Genomic DNA, 18,682 nt, shown 5'->3' with positions numbered 1-18,682 from the left:
AAACACCAACACATTAAGATGAAAAAGGTACTTTTAGCCATGAGTGGCGGACTTGATAGTTCAGTATGTGGCATGCTTTTAAAGGAGCAAGGGTTTGATGTTTACGGAGTTACATATCGTACATTTGATTCAATACCAGAAAGTTCAACGTCCGAGCTAACAGATTGTCACACAGACAATTCAATTATGGAAGCAAAACATTTGAGTGAAAAACTTGGAATAAGCCATACTGTTGTTGACTTCCGCGAGGAGTTCAAGCAGACCATAATTAAAGATTTTGTTACTGAATATCTTACTGGTAATACTCCAAACCCCTGTGTAATATGCAATTCGACAATTAAATGGGGTCAACTGCTTAAAATTGCCGACAAGCTCGGTTGCGACAAAATCGCAACAGGTCACTACGCACAAATTAAAAATGAAAATGGTCGATACTATCTGTCTGCGGGGGTTGACAAAACAAAAGATCAGACATATTTTCTGTGGAAATTAACACAAGAAGCACTTTCACGCACCATGTTTCCAATTGGGAACTATAAAAAATCTGAAATAAGAGAAATTGCCGAAAAGAAAGGGTTTGTAAGTCTAAGCCAAAAGCCTGAAAGTCAGGAAATTTGCTTTATACCTGACGATAATTATCGCCGTTTTTTAACCGAAATGGCTCCCGAAAAGATTACAAATATCGGACCCGGCGATTTTATTCTTGCAAACGGTAAAGTTGTCGGCAAACATCAGGGATACCCATTTTACACCATTGGGCAACGAAAAGGTTTAAACGTAGCTCTCGGAGAGCCTTACTATGTGACTGATATTGACGCAACTACAAACACAATAACGTTGGGCAAGCGCGAAGAACTTGAAGTTGCAAGCGCAATCGTAACAGACATTAACTTAATGAAATACACAACAATTCCGCCAGAAGGACTTAATGTTACTGTAAAAATACGTTATAGAAACACCCCTGAAAATGCAACTATATTTTACAGAGGTGAGTATGCTGAAATAGTATTCAAAAAGCCTGTAACCGCGTTAACCCCCGGACAATCAGCAGTTTTCTACGAAGGCAATGATGTGGTTGGCGGAGGAATTATAACAAAAGCTAAAGCATAAAACCATGAAACATATATTTAATTTACTTATTTTCAGCACTATTGCAATAACGGCTTGCAATAACAAAACCGAACAGCCCAATCCGCCAAATCACAGCACGTATTTCCCTTTTTACAGAAACGAAGTACAATACTTTGAGGTAAAAGAGATTTCAATTGATGCACCGTTAAACATCTATGATACAACTATTTATACCCTAAGCATAGTTACCGACTCACTTTTTAATTCGGGCGACACAACTGTCGGTCATTACACTCTGCTAAAAGGCGATAGCGTAAAAATACCAATTGGAAGATTGGTTAGAGAACTATCTTCCCCAGTTGGTTCGTATATTGAAAACTGGAATAACTGTAGAATGGTAAAGACTTTATTACCAATAAAAAAGGGCGCTTCATGGAACTCACAAATATATTGTATAACGTCAGACAATAACGAAATTTCAAAAATTGTATCGGCACACACACCTTCCACAAAAGATAGCAGATACTACGACTCTACATTTAAAGTCTTTCACAGCTACGACAGTTCACTTATACATTTGAAAGCTAATCAAGAGATTTGGGCAGCTGGCTACGGACTGATTTACTCTGAAAAGGTTGATATAATATCGAACAATCCTAATTTAGATTTTACAATTCCTATTCGCCAAAGAATTGAAATAGGAACAATTTTCGAAATGCAAAGAAAAATGTTTGGGCCACAAAAGGCCAAATAACAGCAACTTACAATGTACAGAACAATATTTTTGTTTATAGCATTTTCTCTTTTTTACAAAGGTTTTTCACAAAACACTGATTCTTATTTAGTTATATATTTTGACTCAAAAAACAACACCCCATACAGCTTAGAAAATCCTGCCGAATTTCTTACTGAACGTGCTATCGACCGCCGCACTCGTTTTTCAATTCCAATCGACAGCACCGATTTACCTGTAAATCAGAACTATATCGACTCACTTTTCAAACTTAATATTGCCGAGGAACTACTATATACTTCACGTTGGCTTAACTGCGCCCTAGTAAGACCAAAAGCAAGATACGAGAAACATATTTCTCAAATTTGGATTAAAAATTACTCTTTAGTAACAATCAAACGTAAAAGGAGAAACAGCTATTCATCAAGCTTTTACGAAGGTAACGTTTCCACACGCAACGACAACCTGACAGAAAAACAGCTCGATGAGATTGGTGTTTCAAAGCTCCATAGCATGGGACTAACAGGCAAAGGCGTTTTAATTGCAGTTTTAGATGCAGGTTATCGTAGCGTAAATACCCTACCAATCTTCGATTCGCTCAGAGACAGAGAACAGATAATAGCTACTCGCGATTTTGCAGCGAAAAGCAGTACCATTTATAGCCACCACAATCACGGAACAGCTGTACTGGCTTTGCTTGCGGGAGTAATTCCCGACAGTTATAGAGGCTCGGCTCCAGAGGCTAATTATATATTAATTCGCACGGAAAATGCGGCGTATGAATCTCGTTTAGAGGAGTTTAACTGGCTTGCAGGTGCCGAATATGCCGACAGCTTAGGAGCCGATATATTAAACTCATCATTAGGATACAATCTTTTTGACAATCAAGCTGATAACTACACTATTAACGACCTTACAGGCAATGTCGCTATATGTTCAAAAGCCGCAGGAATTGCAGCAAGCAAAGGAATGGTAGTTGTTTCAAGTGCCGGAAATGATGGAGAAACCCAATGGCGATACTTAAACTTTCCCGCAGATAACCCCCATATTTTCACAATCGGAGCAACCGACTCAGATGGAGTTCGTTGGTCTGGGAGCTCAATTGGAATGCCGTTCCACGCCTACAAACCCGACTTTATGTCACGTGGAGCTGATGTTTGGGTACCGTCAACCATATCAGAAGGATTTTACAAAAGCACAGGAACATCATACTCTGCTCCTATTTTTGCAGGCGGTGTTGCTTGTCTACTACAATATTACAGCGATAAGTCGCCTCTACAAATCAAGCAAGCACTAAAAGAGACCGCAAAAAACTCTGATTCTCCCAACAACTATATAGGTTATGGATTTCCCGATTTTTACAATGCTTTTTACAAACTCCAAAACATATCTCCTCCCGAAAACAACACAATTACAATAAACAAGCTGTTTTACGACAAAACGTCAAATACGCTAAATATTGATATTGTAAATACTAAGGACAGAACAGTTTATATTGATGTTTTCGATTCTCTGGGGCGTACCCTACAGAGCATTGTTAAAGATACAACACCCGGTTTTCCTCTTTCTCTTGTTATTTCTATTCCACAACTAAATATGCCACAAGTTGTTGTGGTAACAGTTCGTGGCCAGACAAGCACAGGCATTACACAAAAAATAATGCTTTACTAAGTTAAAATTTACTGGGCAACAAAGTGATAAACAATACTTCCACTTTGATTTCCTTTTGAATTACTTACTGCTGAGAAAAAAGCACTTTTAGCACTTTCAGTCGCTGCTTTTGTATAACATTCAGTAGCAAGAATAGAGTTCTTCTGATCAACAACAGCTTTAACTACGCTACCATCAGGAGCAACTTCTATGTTAACAGTAACTTTGGCAGCCCCCTCACACGTATAAACTGGAATATCAAGATAAATTGATGTCCTGTCATCCAAGTAATAGACAACTGTTGCAGGTCCTTTATACGCAGTTTTTTGAGGTTTCTCTTTCTCTTTCTTTTCCCTCTTTTCAGGCACATACACTTCTTCTTCGAAAACTGGTTTATTCTCAACATACTTCTCAAACTCCTCTTGGTTCAAAGCATTTCGGACAATTTCCCGTTCATACTCCTCATCGGTCATTGTTGATTTGTACTTTGTCGCCTTATATTCTGCAGCCTTCAGCTCTTCATAGTCTCTGTTTACCGCAATATTTCTAATCTCTTCCCCTCCCAATTGTTCATACAATTCCTCCAACTCCCTTGAAAGCTCCTCTTTCAAGCGTTCAAGCTCCTCTTCAGGTGTTTCGTCAAGCATTTCCTGATCAACCAAAACGTGAAATGTAACAGGTGGATTTTGTTTCATTTCAGATGTCAAAGCAATGGATAATATAATAACATGAAACAAAAGTGTTCCAATAATTCCATTTTTATGCCCAAAAGAAAGTTTCAACAAAAATCGATTTAAAACGTTATACTTCTACCAACAAATATTTGTTGGTATAGATTTTGCAAAGTTAGAACAAATATTGAAAGATTTTTAATCTCAATTAAATTGAGGATTTGTTCTGATTATATTTAATTTTGCAATATTGTTTAAAAACATATGTAAAAATTTCAAAATCAAACAATTTCTTTGAAATAAACTCTGAGGTTAACGGAAATTATCTGTAACCAAAGAAAATTAAATAACTAAATACTAATCCAAAGGAGGTTTCTAATGGAAAAGAGAATAGGCGCTGCCATTATCCTTATTAAGGATAAATCATCCACCACTCAACTAAACGAAATTATCTCACGACACTCCAATATCATTATTGGAAGACAAGGAGTTCCTTTGCCAAACAAGGGAATCAGCGTAATAACACTTATTTTTGAGGGGAGCACAGACGATATCGGATCACTTACCGGTCAAATCGGGCGTTTGCAAGGCTTACAAATCAAATCAGCCACACTGAAATCGCTTGAAACAGAGACTAAAACACAAACTTAACAAGTAAGTGGCTGATTACAAGACATTTTGTTTCATATAATCTTATAAAAATCCAAAACTCTTGAACCTTACGCACAACAGCATAAGACATTGAATTACATTATCTTAACACAATAAATAACACAACATGAAATTCTCACCAGAAAAATACAGAATTCCCGACGAACCAATGAAACCATTTATTGAACCAGACGAAATATGGGAATATATTAATTCAGCCCGCCCTACACGCGAGAAAGTTGCCGAAATAATTAAAAAATCATTGGCAAAAAACCGCTTAAATCTCGAAGAGGTGGCTATACTAATTGCAGCCAATGACCCTGAATCAATAGCAGCAATAAAAGATGGAGCGCGTACCATCAAAAAAACTATTTACGGCAATAGAATTGTACTTTTCGCACCTTTATATATTGGAAATCACTGTACTAACAACTGCTCTTACTGCGGATTTAGAACTGCCAACACCAAACAACAACGCACGACTCTCACTGACGAGGAAATTGTTAAAGAGGTTGAAGCTCTTGAAGATAACGGTCAAAAACGATTAATTTTAGTCTATGGCGAACATCCCAAATATGATGCCGAATATATAGCACATACGGTACGGTTGGTTTATGGCGTTAAAAAAGGCAACGGCGAAATACGCAGAGTAAATATTAACGCAGCACCCTTAGAAATAGAGGGTTACATAACTGTAAAAGAGGCTGGTATAGGAACATATCAGGTTTTTCAAGAGACATACCATCCCGAAGCGTACAAATGGTACCACTTAGGAGGCAAAAAAACAAACTATGAATATCGTCTTACAGGATTAGACAGAGCTCAAGAGGCTGGTATTGATGATGTTGGAATAGGCGCACTCTTTGGTTTATACGATTGGCGTTTCGAGGTCATGAGCTTAGTTCGGCACACAAACCACCTTGAAGCATGCTATAACGTTGGACCACACACTATTTCGTTTCCACGAATTAAAGATGCAAGTTCAATGAAAGTAAAATCTGAATATATGGTTTCTGACGAGGATTTAGCACGAATAATCGCTATACTTCGTCTTGCTGTTCCTTATACAGGCTTGATTTTAACCGCCAGAGAGAGTGCTGCTGTACGTGACGAGGTTCTTGAATTTGGAGTATCACAAATCGATGGAGGAACGAAATTGGAGTTAGGAAGCTACCAAGAAAGCAAAAACGAAAAACAAAACCTAAATCGCGAACAGTTTGCCATTAACGACAATCGTTCGCTAAATGAAATTATTGACGAGCTTATCGAAAAGGATAATATCCCATCGTTCTGCACAGCATGTTATCGGTTAAACCGCACAGGAGAGCACTTTATGGAGTTTTCTGTTCCAGGTTTTATAAAACGTTTTTGCACTCCAAACGCCCTTATGACTCTTGCTGAATATTTAGAAGACTACGCACCAAAAGAGACTTACAAAAAGGGCTGGCAACTGATTGAAAAAACATTGACAAATGAACTTAAAGAGCAAAAAAACCTGGCTGAAATTACCGACAGATTAGAACAAATCAAAGCCGGCAAACGCGATTTGTATTTTTAAACATTTAATAATTAAACCATTAAGAAGTTAAGAAAGATTAACTCGACTTTCGCAAGCTACTTAATTTACTGATTTTTAATAAAAAAGTAAAACTTGTCTTTGGGCAAGTTGTTGGAAATCAATCTTCTGAGCATTGGCATTTGTTTTTGTTAATACAATAATCCCGAAGGGGTGAAATTATTATAGCACAGTAAAAACCAAAGGTTTATTAAACCCCGAAGGGGTGACAAAGGAAGAGGAAAGATTTCTGATTTCGGATTTCGGATTTTTAACCCCAAACCCTAAAGATACTTCATATGTCAAGTTGTATAGTGTCTGTCATAAATGATATTTCACCCCTTCGGGGTTAATTAATCGTTTCCCTTTATTATATCTATAATCGTGTCATCCCTTCGGGATTTTATTCTGAAATGAATATGCCAACCTTATGTAATGGTTAAAGTAGAAACTTTATAAACTTTCTACTTTTTCCTTGCACCTTGCACCTCAACTACTAATTGTTTTCAACTTTTAACTATTATTGCTATATTGCCAGAAACTCAATAAACTATCACCCATGAAAACAAAAAACCTTTTATTGACAATTTTAGTATTAATACTAATTCTTTCCGTAGCGATAAACATTTCTCAATGGAAGAGCTCCAACAGCTTTAACCATAAAATCGAAATGGCTGAAAGTTTGTTCAACCTCAGTTTCACTAAAAACGAACGCGATTCCATGGTTTCGGGATTAACCGAAGCAAAACAGATGTACGAGAAAATTCACTCATACGAAATTCCTAACTCCCTCGCTCCCACCGCTATATTTAACCCTATTCCGTTTGGTTATATGCAAGAGGTGCAGAAAAAAACCAATAATTACAATATTCCCAAAAATTTAACACTACCTGAAAATCGTGAAGAGCTCTGTTTCTATACTGTTTCAGAACTATCATCACTGATAAAAGAGCGCAAAATAACAGCCACCGAGTTAACTAAAATCTATTTAGACAGGATAAAAAGGTACGACAAGGAGCTAAAATGTGTTGTAACACTGCTAGAAGAACGTGCACTACAACAAGCTGCCATTGTTGACGAAGAAATCTCAAACGGAAATTACAAAGGAATTTTACATGGTATTCCATATGGAGTGAAAGATATGTTGGCTTTAGAAGGCTATCCTGTTACTTGGGGTTCGCCGATTTATAAAGACCAGATAGCTGAAAACACAGCAACTGTAATTGATAAATTAGACAATGCAGGAGCAATATTAGTTGCAAAGCTATCATTGGGCGAATTTGCAATGGGCGATGTTTGGTTTGGAGGAAAAACAAGAAATCCATGGAATACTGAGCGTGGCTCAAGTGGCTCATCAGCTGGCTCGGCAAGTGCAACTGCAGCCGGACTTGTGGCATTTTCAATTGGTTCTGAAACGTGGGGTTCAATTATCTCTCCGTCAACAATTTGCGGGGTTACAGGATTACGTCCAACGTTTGGTCGCGTTAGTCGCTACGGAGCCATGACTCTATCATGGAGCATGGACAAACTCGGACCTATCTGCCGTTCGGCACAGGATTGCGCAATTGTACTTGAAGCTATTAACGGCTTTGATAGCAAAGACCCAGCCTCACAAAACATAGCGTTCAACTATAATGCTAAAAAGGACATCAAAACCCTTCGCGTAGGCTACTTTAAAGAGCTGTTTGAAGATAGTTATCACAACAAAATGAACGACAGCATAGCACTTAATGAGCTGATTTCATTAGGAATAGACCTTATTCCTGTTGAACTGCCAAAGGATATTCCTGCCGACGCATTATCAATAATTTTAGATGCAGAAGCAGCAGCTGCGTTTAGCGACATAACGCTCTCAAACAAAGACGATATGATGGTTCTACAACACGCAAGAGCGTGGCCCAACGCTTTCAGAATGGCACGATTTATTCCCGCCGTTGAATATATACAAGCCCAAAGAATACGTCAGAATTTAATTGACGCTTTTGCAGAAATTTTCAAAAGTGTTGACGTTATTATAACCACGTCTTTTGGAGGTAATCAGTTATTAATGACCAACTTAACCGGACATCCTGCAATATTAGTACCCAATGGCTTCAACGATGAAAATCTTCCCACAAGCTTTACCATTATTGCCAATTGGCACAATGAATCTGATTTGGTTTTACTCTCAGAGGCATATCAGCAAAAGACAAAGTTCTTTAGAGAATATCCTGAAAACTTTAAAGTCAAATAGCGTTTAACCACTCAAAAAAATCTAAATCGAAAAACAGATTAACTAAATAAGCTATTGTGAATAAAGACATTGTTATCGATTCAATGTTTAGCATTTTTATATTTTAAAATCAACTAAACATAAATATGTTTTTTGTGATTTAAAAATGAAGCTAAAACAATTCAAAACACTATTTTTGCAGAAAATGTAATCTTGGTATTTAAACCAACTTTTTTATGGCTTTCATTTTTCAACACAAAAGTCTGAACGTCAAATTAAAAAAAATAGAAAAACTGCTTAGACCTGAAATCTACAGTTTTCTCAATCATAAACTAAAGTATTTACTTCAAAAAAAAGCTAAAAACAATAAGATTTTACTATCTGCTCTCAAATCTCTTAATATTAAGTGGTACAAATTCAGAGGATTAGAAGAGATAGAAGCAATTCCAATAACACAAAACATTTACGCAGACGAGAAACACAATCCTTTAAAGTATCGTAAATCGGTGATGTCTGCGGCACTTCGGCGTATCTTAGCATGGCATCGTTGCAGCAACAGTAAGGTAATATGGATAACACCAAACAAAGGTAGAATTAAAGATAGCGGTTTCACAAAAAGCAGCAGAATTCTAAATTATCCACAAGATTTTGGAGAATTGATCAGGCAATTAAATAAACATAGAAACTATGTTTTAGCTGCACGCCCAGCTATACTTGCGCAACTTGCTTTTTACATACATTATAATAAGTGTCAAACACCGACACCTAGATTAATAATAGCATTTAACCACGATTTTACAGTCGGTGCACTTAATCTATTAAAAGAGACCTTTAGCGTTCCCTTAGTTCGATTGATAACAGACCCACAATATGGTTCTATAATTGCTACATGTCGGTACAAACACTATCATCTGTTCGAACCTGTGGCGTACCACGAAATAGTCAATTCAAGCGGCGTTGCAGTAACCAACGGACGTGGTCAACTGGTTGTAACACCACTCCACACAAACAAACCATCCCTTATACGCTACAACACTGGCATAGAAGTAATTCCCAACAAAAATGCTGTATGTTCATGCGGATTATCATACAGAACAATTGACAATATTTCATATACAATGCGCCCAACAATTAAAGGTATGAATAATTCCGAATTGCTTATTCCATTGTCCGAAGAACTACATGAAAATATTGTTGGCGTTAATTATGAGCAAAGCTACGGTGGAGAAGTATTAATAACAATTAAAGAACACATAATCGATAAGTTAAGCCCTAATGATTACAAAGCATGGTTTGCAAATTATTGGAAACAAGATATAAGAATAACTATTGTTGTTGATAATCGTAGCTCATTCATAGGAGACAGAGGCTTATCTAACTTTAAAGTATTAACTAACAACTAACTGAAATACAATAAATTATGCAAAAATTAATTGAAATCATAATTCAAAATAACGATACACGAAAAAAATATCCATTCGGCACTACACTCATGGAAATTTGGGATGATTTAAAGTTAGATTTAAAATATCCTGCCATTGGTTGCATGGTAAACAACAAAGTCGAAGAGCTTAATTACGCAATTTACAAACCCAAGACAATAAAATTTTTCGATATAACACACCCCGATGGAATGCGAATATATATCCGCTCTTTAAGTTTTATCTTAATAAAAGCGGTTAATAACATCTATCCAGATAGGAAACTTCGTATTGAACACTCCATATCAAATGGATATTACTGTGAATTTGAAGGAGATAAAAAAAGGCTTACAGCATCAGAAATAGCAGAAATAAAAACTGAAATGTATAAAATTATTGATGCTGATATTCCTTTTATTAGAAAAGAGATATTAACCGAGGAAGCTGTTGAACTGTTTGAAAAAAACGGTAGCATCAACAAAGCTAAACTTCTTAAAGGTAGAAAACATATGTATTCTAGCGTTTATTGGTTAGAAGATCATGCCGACTATTTCTATGGATTTTTAGCCCCATCAACCAAGTATGTTAAAACTTTTGATTTGTATAAATACTATGATGGGATGTTACTACGATTTCCAACAACATCAAATCCCGAAGAAGTTGCACCTATGATCTTACAAGATAAGATGTTTGAAATCTTTCAAGAACACAAAGAGTGGAACGAAATTATTGGTGTTAGTACTGTAGGATTATTAAACGAAGCTGCTAAAAACGGAAAGCTAACAGACCTCATTAAAGTATCGGAAGCGTTACAAGAGAAGAAGTTAGCGAAAATTGCTGATCTAATAGCTGAACGCAATCCAATGCCCCGCATCATATTGATTAGCGGACCATCATCATCGGGTAAAACAACTACTGCAAAACGCTTAGAGGTTCAGCTAAAAGTACTGGGAATTTTTCCACAAGTAATATCTTTAGACAACTATTTCGTTAACAGACAAGACACACCATTAGACGAAAACGGAGATTATGACTTTGAAAACATCGAAGCTATTGATTTAGAGCTTTTTAACAAACAACTTTTACAACTACTAAATGGAGAAAAAGTAGAAGTCCCCAGATTTTCATTCGAAACAGGACAAAGGAGTTTCTGTGGAGATTTTTTACAAATGTCAAAAAATTCGGTTTTACTTATTGAAGGAATTCACGGTCTAAACCCAAGGTTAACAAAGCAAATATCTGATAAAGAGAAGTTTAAAATTTACGTTTCTGCACTCACTTCTCTCTGCATGGACGAACATAACCGTATTCCAACTACTGACAATAGACTAATACGAAGGATAGTACGTGACTATAGATATCGAGGCTATTCTGCCGAAGAAACAATACGGCGTTGGCCCAGTGTTAGACGAGGAGAAGAAAAATATATATTCCCGTATCAAGAGGAGGCTGATGTTATGTCAAATTCAGCGTTACTATTTGAATTAGGCGTGTTTAAGCAATACGTTGAGCCTATTCTGCGTGAAGTATCTCCTCAAAGTGAAGAATATTCTGAAGCTACCCGTTTACTTAAATTTTTCTCATATCTTGAACCGATACCAATAAAAGAGGTGCCACCAACAAGTATCCTAAGAGAGTTTCTGTTTGGTAGTAGTTTTATATATCATTGACACCATACATATAATCAATAAATTGTAATTTTTAACTTATACCAATTGTAAATACCGATGCTACAGATACATAGTCCAAGCAAACGGCAGTGAAGTTTGGATTATAGTAGATGTCCAATTGGTATTACTTATATAGCCAATATAGTGACGTTGACCATTTTTTTTAAAGCATTATCAAAAAAAAACATATATTGCGCTCAAAATCTTTGTTATGTGATTTTTTTTTTAATATCTTTATCACTTGAAATTAGCATCAGCATTAACAATGCACAAATATTTAACAAATAGATTATGTTCAAGTCGTTAATAGTGTTATTAAATGTGGGATTATTGTTGTTTTTGACTAATATCTTCGGTGGGGTTGATATAAAACACAGTTTCCCAAGCAAAGTAAATTCAGGGACTCAATTTACAGTTGAAATATCAATCGACAAAGGCGAGCTAGACCGTTATGCAAGGCTAACATTAGAAGTTCCAAATGGTTTCAAGGTAACCTCGCGAGAAACAAGTGGCGGTCAGTTTTCATTCGACGACCAAAAAGCAATAATACACTGGTACAACCTACCCTATGATGAAGTTTTGAAAGTAATACTTGTTTTTGATGTTGCCCCACCAATATCCGGAGACTTGATAATTTCAGGTTCGTTCCGTTATATTGACAACAATCAAATTCAAGAAAAAACAATAGCACCACATAAAATTCAAGTAACTCAAATTGAAGGAGTTACTGATCTTTTGGCATCTAAACGATACAAATACAAAGAGATTACCCTAAAACCCATTGACTGTATTCGACAAAAACCCTACATGAATGAAGATAATGAGATTATTGTAAACCTATTAGTTAGCAAAAGTTCATTATCAAGTTTTGGAAAAATTGAGGAACAACTACCGAGGGGATATCGTGCTGTTGCACTAAAAACCAAAGGTTCTATTTTTCAAGTTAGTGGCAGAATATTAAAGTTTTTATGGATGGAACTACCCAAAGAAGAGAGTGATAAAATGTTTATTGTATCATATAAGTTAATCCAGACAGAGGATTATCCAAATCAAGCTTTTATTATCAATGGAACGTTCTCTTATTCACAAGATGATAGAACTCAAACTATTAGTATAGCAGAAAGAAATATTGATTTAAACGAATTTGAAGCTGAACTATTGGAAATGCACGAACTTTCTAAAGAAGAGCAATTTGCAGAGTTAGAACAAGAAAGCCAACAGAAAAAAGTTGACGTACTAGCAGACAACGACAACTTTTCAGGAATTTCTGGTCTGGCAACAACAGATAAACTAAAAGAGATGGAAAAAGACTCCAAAACATTTGAGGAGACTTTAACCCCAGAAGAGAGAGCCAAATATGCGGAACTAACCCAAAAAGTCAAGGAGACCGGAGAATATCCAACAATAGATGACTCAAAAGATGTTGTAGGAGAAATGAAAAGACCTGAAATAACCTCAACTCCATGGGCTGAACAAGGCATTACATATAAAGTGCAAATAGCAGCAGGACATAAACTTGTTAAAAAGGACTATTTTAAAAAATTCAATATAAATGAAACCGTACATGTTGAATTGCATGAAGGATGGCACAAATACACAATAGGAAACTTTAAAGTATATAAAGATGCACGAGACTATAGGGTAAAAATATGGAATACCACTCCTATTTCCGATGCATTTGTTTGTGCTTATTCAAGCGGTAACCGCATAACAGTTCAAGAAGCACTTATGATAGCTAATCAAAAATGGTTCAAATAGTTAAGAATTGAAACATATGCGTACAAATTTCCTCATTATACTTTTGTTTTTTATAGCTATAGGCATTCAGCAATCGTTTGCACAAGAGATAGACAAAGATTATGAAGCAGTTCTTTTGATGGAAGAAGATGCTTCTACGGACCTTTTTAGCTCTGCCTTCAAACCTATTTTCGGATTAGGACAAGGAATCCTTACATTTTATGGTGATATCAGAAATAATTACGAATCTCCATTAAACGGAAAATGGGGAACAAGTGTCAGTATTTCTAGATCTCTCGGACGATTTTTTGACGTTGATTTATATGCTCTATTTGGAAAAACATCTGGTGAAAGACGTTCACTTGAAGACTTGTCTTTAAATAAAAATTTTGAAACAGAGATATTTATTGGTGGTGTCTCTGCCTCATATAACTTTAATCACATATTCAGAAGGAAAAGACCTATCCATCCTTTTATCTCTTTGGGAGTTGAAACAATGCAATTCAAGCCACGAGGAGACATTAAAGACAAAGATGGAAATTTATATGTTTATGCAACTGATGGAACAATTCGCAATTTGAGCAATAATATAATCTCCCGGGACTATACATACGAAACCAACTTAAGAGAAGTTAACCCAACGAATAAGGACTATTCTCTAATGACCTTTACAATTCCCGTCGATTTAGGATTAAATATAACAATCACTGACAGATTGACTTTCCGTGTTGCCAACTCTATAAAATTTACTTTCAGCGATTACATTGACGATACTGAAGGAACTGACGGATTGATAAAAAATGACATTTTAAATTATTCATATGCTTCACTAAGATTAGATTTATTTAGTCCCGCAAGTGAAATCGCTGCTGTTGAACAGTTTAAAAACCTTAAATTTGTTGTTACTGACGGCGAAGATGAAGACGGGGATGGTGTAGACGACTTTAATGATGAATGTCCTGGAACAAAATCCGGTGTTATAGTTGACTATCGCGGTTGCCCAATCGACAGCGACAACGACGGAGTACCCGACTATATGGATGAGCAACCCAATACCCCTGCCGATGCTGTTGGTGTAGGACCAACAGGTGTTAGATTTACAACACACCATTTGGTAGCTTTACTTTTCGACCCAAAAGCAATTGACAGAAAAGAGCTTACTACATACTATCACGAATCTTTGAAAGACAAAACAAGAAAGAAATACGATAAAATGCCTGATAAATTCAAACAGGTTGATGCAAACAACGATGGTTGGATCTCTCCGGCAGAAATGCGTCAAGCCATTGACAAAGTATTCGACTTTAAATCAAATTTAACGGTTGAAGACGTTAACGAGCTACTTGAATACTTCTGGGTACAGTAAGAAAATTAATTAACTTACATAGATATGTGATAGTTAGTACTTTAAGAAAGATCCTTCCCAATATACGGATCAACAACTACAATAGTAATAGTTTTGACTACTACAAGACATACAATTCCAATACTATTGAACTCAGCTATTACTATATAGATAGAAATAGCTACATTTTGAAAAAGGTATTAAAACTATATCTAAGTTTTAATACCTCTCAAGGGTAGAATTTAGTATATTAAAGGTGTTTTTTGATGGAGTCAATTAAATCCTTAAACTTTATGGGTTTGGGAATAAAATCATTAGCTCCGACTTCAATCGATTTTTGCTTTTCGTTATCCATCATGAAAGCAGTTTGTGCTATAATAGGAATATTTTTATCTAATTCTCTTATTGCTTCAATTGCTTGAAAACCGTTCATTACAGGCATTTGTATGTCCATAATAATTAAATCGGGCTTAGATGTTTTAAATATTTCCAACGCTTCCTTGCCGTCTTTCGCCCAAATTATTTTTGCCCTTGTAGGTGCAAGAAATTCAGATATAAGCATGTAGTTTATTTCTACATCTTCAGCAATAACGAAAGTTTTACTGCTGAAATCAGGATATTTTAAATTTTTAGATATTTTATTATTATCTTCTACACATCTTATTAAGGTATTTGGAAATTTTATAAAAAAAGTTGTTCCAACATTGACATTGGTCACAAACCACATTTTTCCATGTAATAAATTTGTAATATTGTTGGCAAGAGCTAAACCAAGCCCAGTACTGCCACTTTGATTAAAGTATTTATCCTGCTTCTTTTTAAAGAAATCGAATACGCTATCTTTGATATCATCGCTTATACCTATACCTGTATCTTTGACAAAAACTATTAACTCCTGTTCGTCATTTATTTCGTATCCAAAGGTTACTTGACCAGATTCTGTATATTTAAATGCATTTTCTATAACATACGAAAGAACTTGTTTAAACCTGTATGAATCCGTTTTTAAATAGATATCCGAATCGCATGATTGAGCACTAATTACTAAACTTACTTTATTATTCTCGTATAATTTTACATATTCTGAAGCAAGCTCCTTAAAAAGCATCGACCATGACACTTCTTCAATATTTATTGTCAACTGTCCTGCATCCAACTTGCTGGCGTCTAGTATATTATCAAAAATTTTCACTAACGCTTTAGCATTTTTTGTTATTGAAGTAATAAACTCTTCTCTTTGATCGATAGTTAAATCCGGATCGGCTAGCAAATCACTAAGCCCTAATATAGAATTTACCGGGGTTCTTATTTCTTGCGAAATATTTGCCAAAAATGATGTCTTAATTTTATTGGCATTTTCAGCCTCCAACAATGCTTTTTCAAGTGAATCATTATCACTATCTCTTTTAAATATTAAAGCTATAATGAGACTAAGCGTTTTAAAGAACGACTCGTCAAGTTCATCAATTTCGGCAAAATCATTATACTTCACAATTAATAATCCAAACAAACTATTTGACAGCTTTAAAGGAACGAACAATAAATCATTCATCTCTATCCAATTATATCGTTGAGATAGAACATTCTCCACTGTTATAATTTGTTCTGATAAGAATAGACTCTCAGTAATAATTAAAGAGTAAAAGTTTTTATTTTGGGAAAGATTTATCAATTCTGGAATCCATTGGCTGTTAGAATCTGCGTTACCAGAAACCGATGTTTTTCTTAGAACATTGTTTTTTTTATCTAAAGAGAGTAGAACAACAGATTCTACACTTTCGTATTGGCTAATTAAGTTAGTTAATTGCAATAAGTTTTCTTCAATTCTTTTAATGTTTGTAAATAATGCTATAATATCAGAAATAATTCTGTTCTGTGTTAATAACCTGCTAAAAACTTTCATTTGCATTCGTTAAAGGTTAATTTTTAGTGTAAATTTGTATGCAATTGAAGTAAACTCAAACATCAAACCTAAACTAACATTAGTCAAATATAAGCAAAAAAGTTGCCATTTGGCATGCTTTGAACCGAAAAATAATAAAAAACAATCCAATGACAACTATATTTTATTGATAATCATATTGTATTTTGTTTATTTTTTATTAAAAAAACCAAGCAATACTGTAAAAATTCCTGAAAGTAGTACACAATATTTATGTTTAAATGATATTATTTTTCATTTTAGTCAAAATTATGTCGATTGTAAAATTTTATTTGAATTTTGTTTTTTAATCTTTGAGACTACCATGATTTTTAGTAAAATTGTAAAAACATAAAAAACATCAACATATATAGCGAACATACAAACCAAACTTGGCATAAAATTAGATGATTTTAAAGTATGTGAATCCCATAGAGTCGTAAACTGAAAAATTATAATATGAAAATTAAAATAAAACTGTTAATTGTCAGCATATTGTACTTTACAACATCATATGGACAATACAATATTTCAGTAACAATAAATGGACTTCAAAACGAAAAAATTTATTTAGCTTACTATTTTGGAGATAAAAATTATGTCGTTGACACTACACAGTTAGACAAACAGGGTAGAGGTATCTTTACTGGCAATAATACTCTTGACGAGGGTATTTATCTAATTGTTTTACCCTCAAGAAATTATTTCGACATCATAATCGACGAAGATCAACACTTTGCTTTAGAGACCGATACATCGTCTGATATAAGAACAATGATAAGAAAATTAAAGATTGAAGGTTCGGAAGCAAATAAAGAATTTCGTGAGTATCAAGTATTTATGTTCGACAAAACAAAAGAGGCACACCTTTTAAGGGTTACCAGTATGGACAAAACAATATCTGAAAAGAGACGCAACAAGGCAACATCCGATTTAGAGAAAGCGAACAAAGAGATAATAGACAAACAGAACAAAATAATAAGCTATGGATCTGAAAAGCTGCTATCTCAGATGTTAAAAGCTTTTGGAGACCCTGAAGTTCCTGCTTACAGTTCAACATTTAACGGACAATATGTCGATTCACTTTTCCAATACAACTATTACAAAGATAACTATTTTGAAAATGTGGATTTTTCGGATAGAAGACTTTTAAAAACACCTGTTTATCATACACGCTTAGTAAGATTCTTCGATCAAATAGTATCACCAAATCCAGACAGTATTATTAGTGCATCTGAAAGGCTATTAAACAAAACCGAGGGTAACGCAGAAATGTTTCAATACACTCTGCAGTTTATATTTAATAAATTCAACCAAAGTAAAATAATGGGACACGATAAGATTACTGTACATTTAGCCGACAACTATTATTTGAGTGGCAAAGCCACATGGGCTGATGAGGATTATCTTGCAAAACTTAAAGATAGAGTTGATAAAATGCGTCCAAATATTATAGGTGCTGTTGCTCCACGATTAGATAAAGCGCAAACTCCTGAAGGTATGTTCTATCCTTTACACTCTTTAAATAGCAAGATTATTGCTTTGGTTTTCTGGGAACCCGAATGTGGTCATTGTAAGAAAGAGATTCCTCAAATGGTAGAAATATTTAACAAGTATCACCAAAAAGGTTTCCACGTATATGCTTTTTACACCCAAAGCAATTTAACAGAGTGGAAAACATCAATTAATAAGCTTGGAATGGAAAACTTTATAAATGTTTACGACCCTTTTAATTTTACGTCATTCAGGGATACTTACGATGTTTACTCTACGCCAACGTTATATCTACTCGATGAAAATTTTAAAATTTTAGCCAAAAGGATTTCTCTTGAATCATTGGAGGAATTTTTAGAAGATAGGCTTAAATAAGAAGTTCAGAAATATATTTTTAACAAACAAAAAAAAGGGATTGTCTGTTTTTAGACAATCCCTTTTAAAAATCGGCGGCGACCTACTCTCCCACTATCGCAGTACCATCGGCGCTATCGGGCTTAACTTCTCTGTTCGAGATGGGAAGAGGTGGAACCCCGATGCAATAACCACCT

12 protein-coding genes, 1 rRNA gene and 1 pseudogene are annotated in these 18,682 nt (G+C 35.1%); 11 read left to right on the top strand and 3 right to left on the bottom strand.

Translation table 11 applies throughout. The features are described from left to right. The first annotated feature begins 18 nt into the window (after positions 1-18). Genes mnmA through GX311_04155 form a run of 3 tightly spaced genes read left to right on the top strand, consistent with a single transcriptional unit; the run spans position 19 to position 3,475 of the window. The gene (mnmA, locus tag GX311_04165; GenBank protein ID NLK15573.1) at positions 19-1,110 is read left to right on the top strand and encodes a tRNA 2-thiouridine(34) synthase MnmA; all 1,092 of its coding nucleotides are present in this window, start codon (positions 19-21) and stop codon (positions 1,108-1,110) included. A gap of 4 nt (positions 1,111-1,114) precedes the next feature. Then, a complete protein-coding gene (locus tag GX311_04160) occupies positions 1,115-1,825 on the top strand; it encodes a hypothetical protein (protein NLK15572.1) in 711 nt (236 codons plus the stop codon). A 12-nt stretch (positions 1,826-1,837) separates the two neighbouring features. Next, positions 1,838-3,475 (top strand): S8 family serine peptidase, encoded by a 1,638-nt coding sequence (locus GX311_04155; GenBank protein NLK15571.1) that lies wholly within the window; start codon positions 1,838-1,840, stop codon positions 3,473-3,475. 8 nt (positions 3,476-3,483) lie between these two features. Here GX311_04155 and GX311_04150 read toward each other — a convergent pair whose 3' ends face one another. Further along, positions 3,484-4,236 (bottom strand): hypothetical protein, encoded by a 753-nt coding sequence (locus GX311_04150; GenBank protein NLK15570.1) that lies wholly within the window; start codon positions 4,234-4,236, stop codon positions 3,484-3,486. Positions 4,237-4,503: 267 nt separating this feature from the next. On the opposite strand from GX311_04150, the gene GX311_04145 reads away from it, so the two are divergent. From GX311_04145 to GX311_04115, 7 genes and pseudogenes are all read left to right on the top strand, one after another. Beyond that, positions 4,504-4,776, top strand: a complete 273-nt coding sequence (locus GX311_04145; GenBank protein NLK15569.1) for a CopG family transcriptional regulator — start codon at positions 4,504-4,506, stop codon at positions 4,774-4,776. Positions 4,777-4,903: 127 nt separating this feature from the next. After that, a complete protein-coding gene (hydG, locus tag GX311_04140) occupies positions 4,904-6,334 on the top strand; it encodes a [FeFe] hydrogenase H-cluster radical SAM maturase HydG (protein ID NLK15568.1) in 1,431 nt (476 codons plus the stop codon). A 556-nt stretch (positions 6,335-6,890) separates the two neighbouring features. After that, positions 6,891-8,564, top strand: a complete 1,674-nt coding sequence (locus GX311_04135) for an amidase (GenBank protein NLK15567.1) — start codon at positions 6,891-6,893, stop codon at positions 8,562-8,564. 215 nt (positions 8,565-8,779) lie between these two features. Further along, positions 8,780-9,946, top strand: coding sequence for a hypothetical protein (locus GX311_04130; protein ID NLK15566.1), 1,167 nt, complete (start codon positions 8,780-8,782; stop codon positions 9,944-9,946). Positions 9,947-9,963: 17 nt separating this feature from the next. Then, positions 9,964-11,634, top strand: a complete 1,671-nt coding sequence (locus GX311_04125) for a nucleoside kinase (protein ID NLK15565.1) — start codon at positions 9,964-9,966, stop codon at positions 11,632-11,634. 291 nt (positions 11,635-11,925) lie between these two features. Next, a complete protein-coding gene (locus GX311_04120; protein NLK15564.1) occupies positions 11,926-13,392 on the top strand; it encodes a hypothetical protein in 1,467 nt (488 codons plus the stop codon). 895 nt (positions 13,393-14,287) lie between these two features. Continuing rightward, positions 14,288-14,440, top strand: a pseudogene (locus GX311_04115) (OmpA family protein). Positions 14,441-14,966: 526 nt separating this feature from the next. Here the strand turns inward: GX311_04115 and GX311_04110 are convergent. Next, the gene (locus tag GX311_04110; GenBank protein ID NLK15563.1) at positions 14,967-16,625 is read right to left on the bottom strand and encodes a response regulator; all 1,659 of its coding nucleotides are present in this window, start codon (positions 16,623-16,625) and stop codon (positions 14,967-14,969) included. A gap of 471 nt (positions 16,626-17,096) precedes the next feature. Here GX311_04110 and GX311_04105 point away from each other — a divergent pair, with 471 nt between their 5' ends. Further along, positions 17,097-18,506 (top strand): DUF5106 domain-containing protein, encoded by a 1,410-nt coding sequence (locus tag GX311_04105; GenBank protein ID NLK15562.1) that lies wholly within the window; start codon positions 17,097-17,099, stop codon positions 18,504-18,506. Positions 18,507-18,575: 69 nt separating this feature from the next. Here GX311_04105 and rrf read toward each other — a convergent pair. Next, positions 18,576-18,681 (bottom strand): 5S ribosomal RNA (gene rrf / locus GX311_04100). Position 18,682: the final 1 nt, after the last annotated feature.

The sequence above is a fragment of the Bacteroidales bacterium genome, assembly GCA_012519055.1.
Classification (GTDB): Bacteria; Bacteroidota; Bacteroidia; order Bacteroidales; family Salinivirgaceae; genus JAAYQU01.
This window is presented reverse-complemented; position numbering and strand designations above follow the sequence as displayed.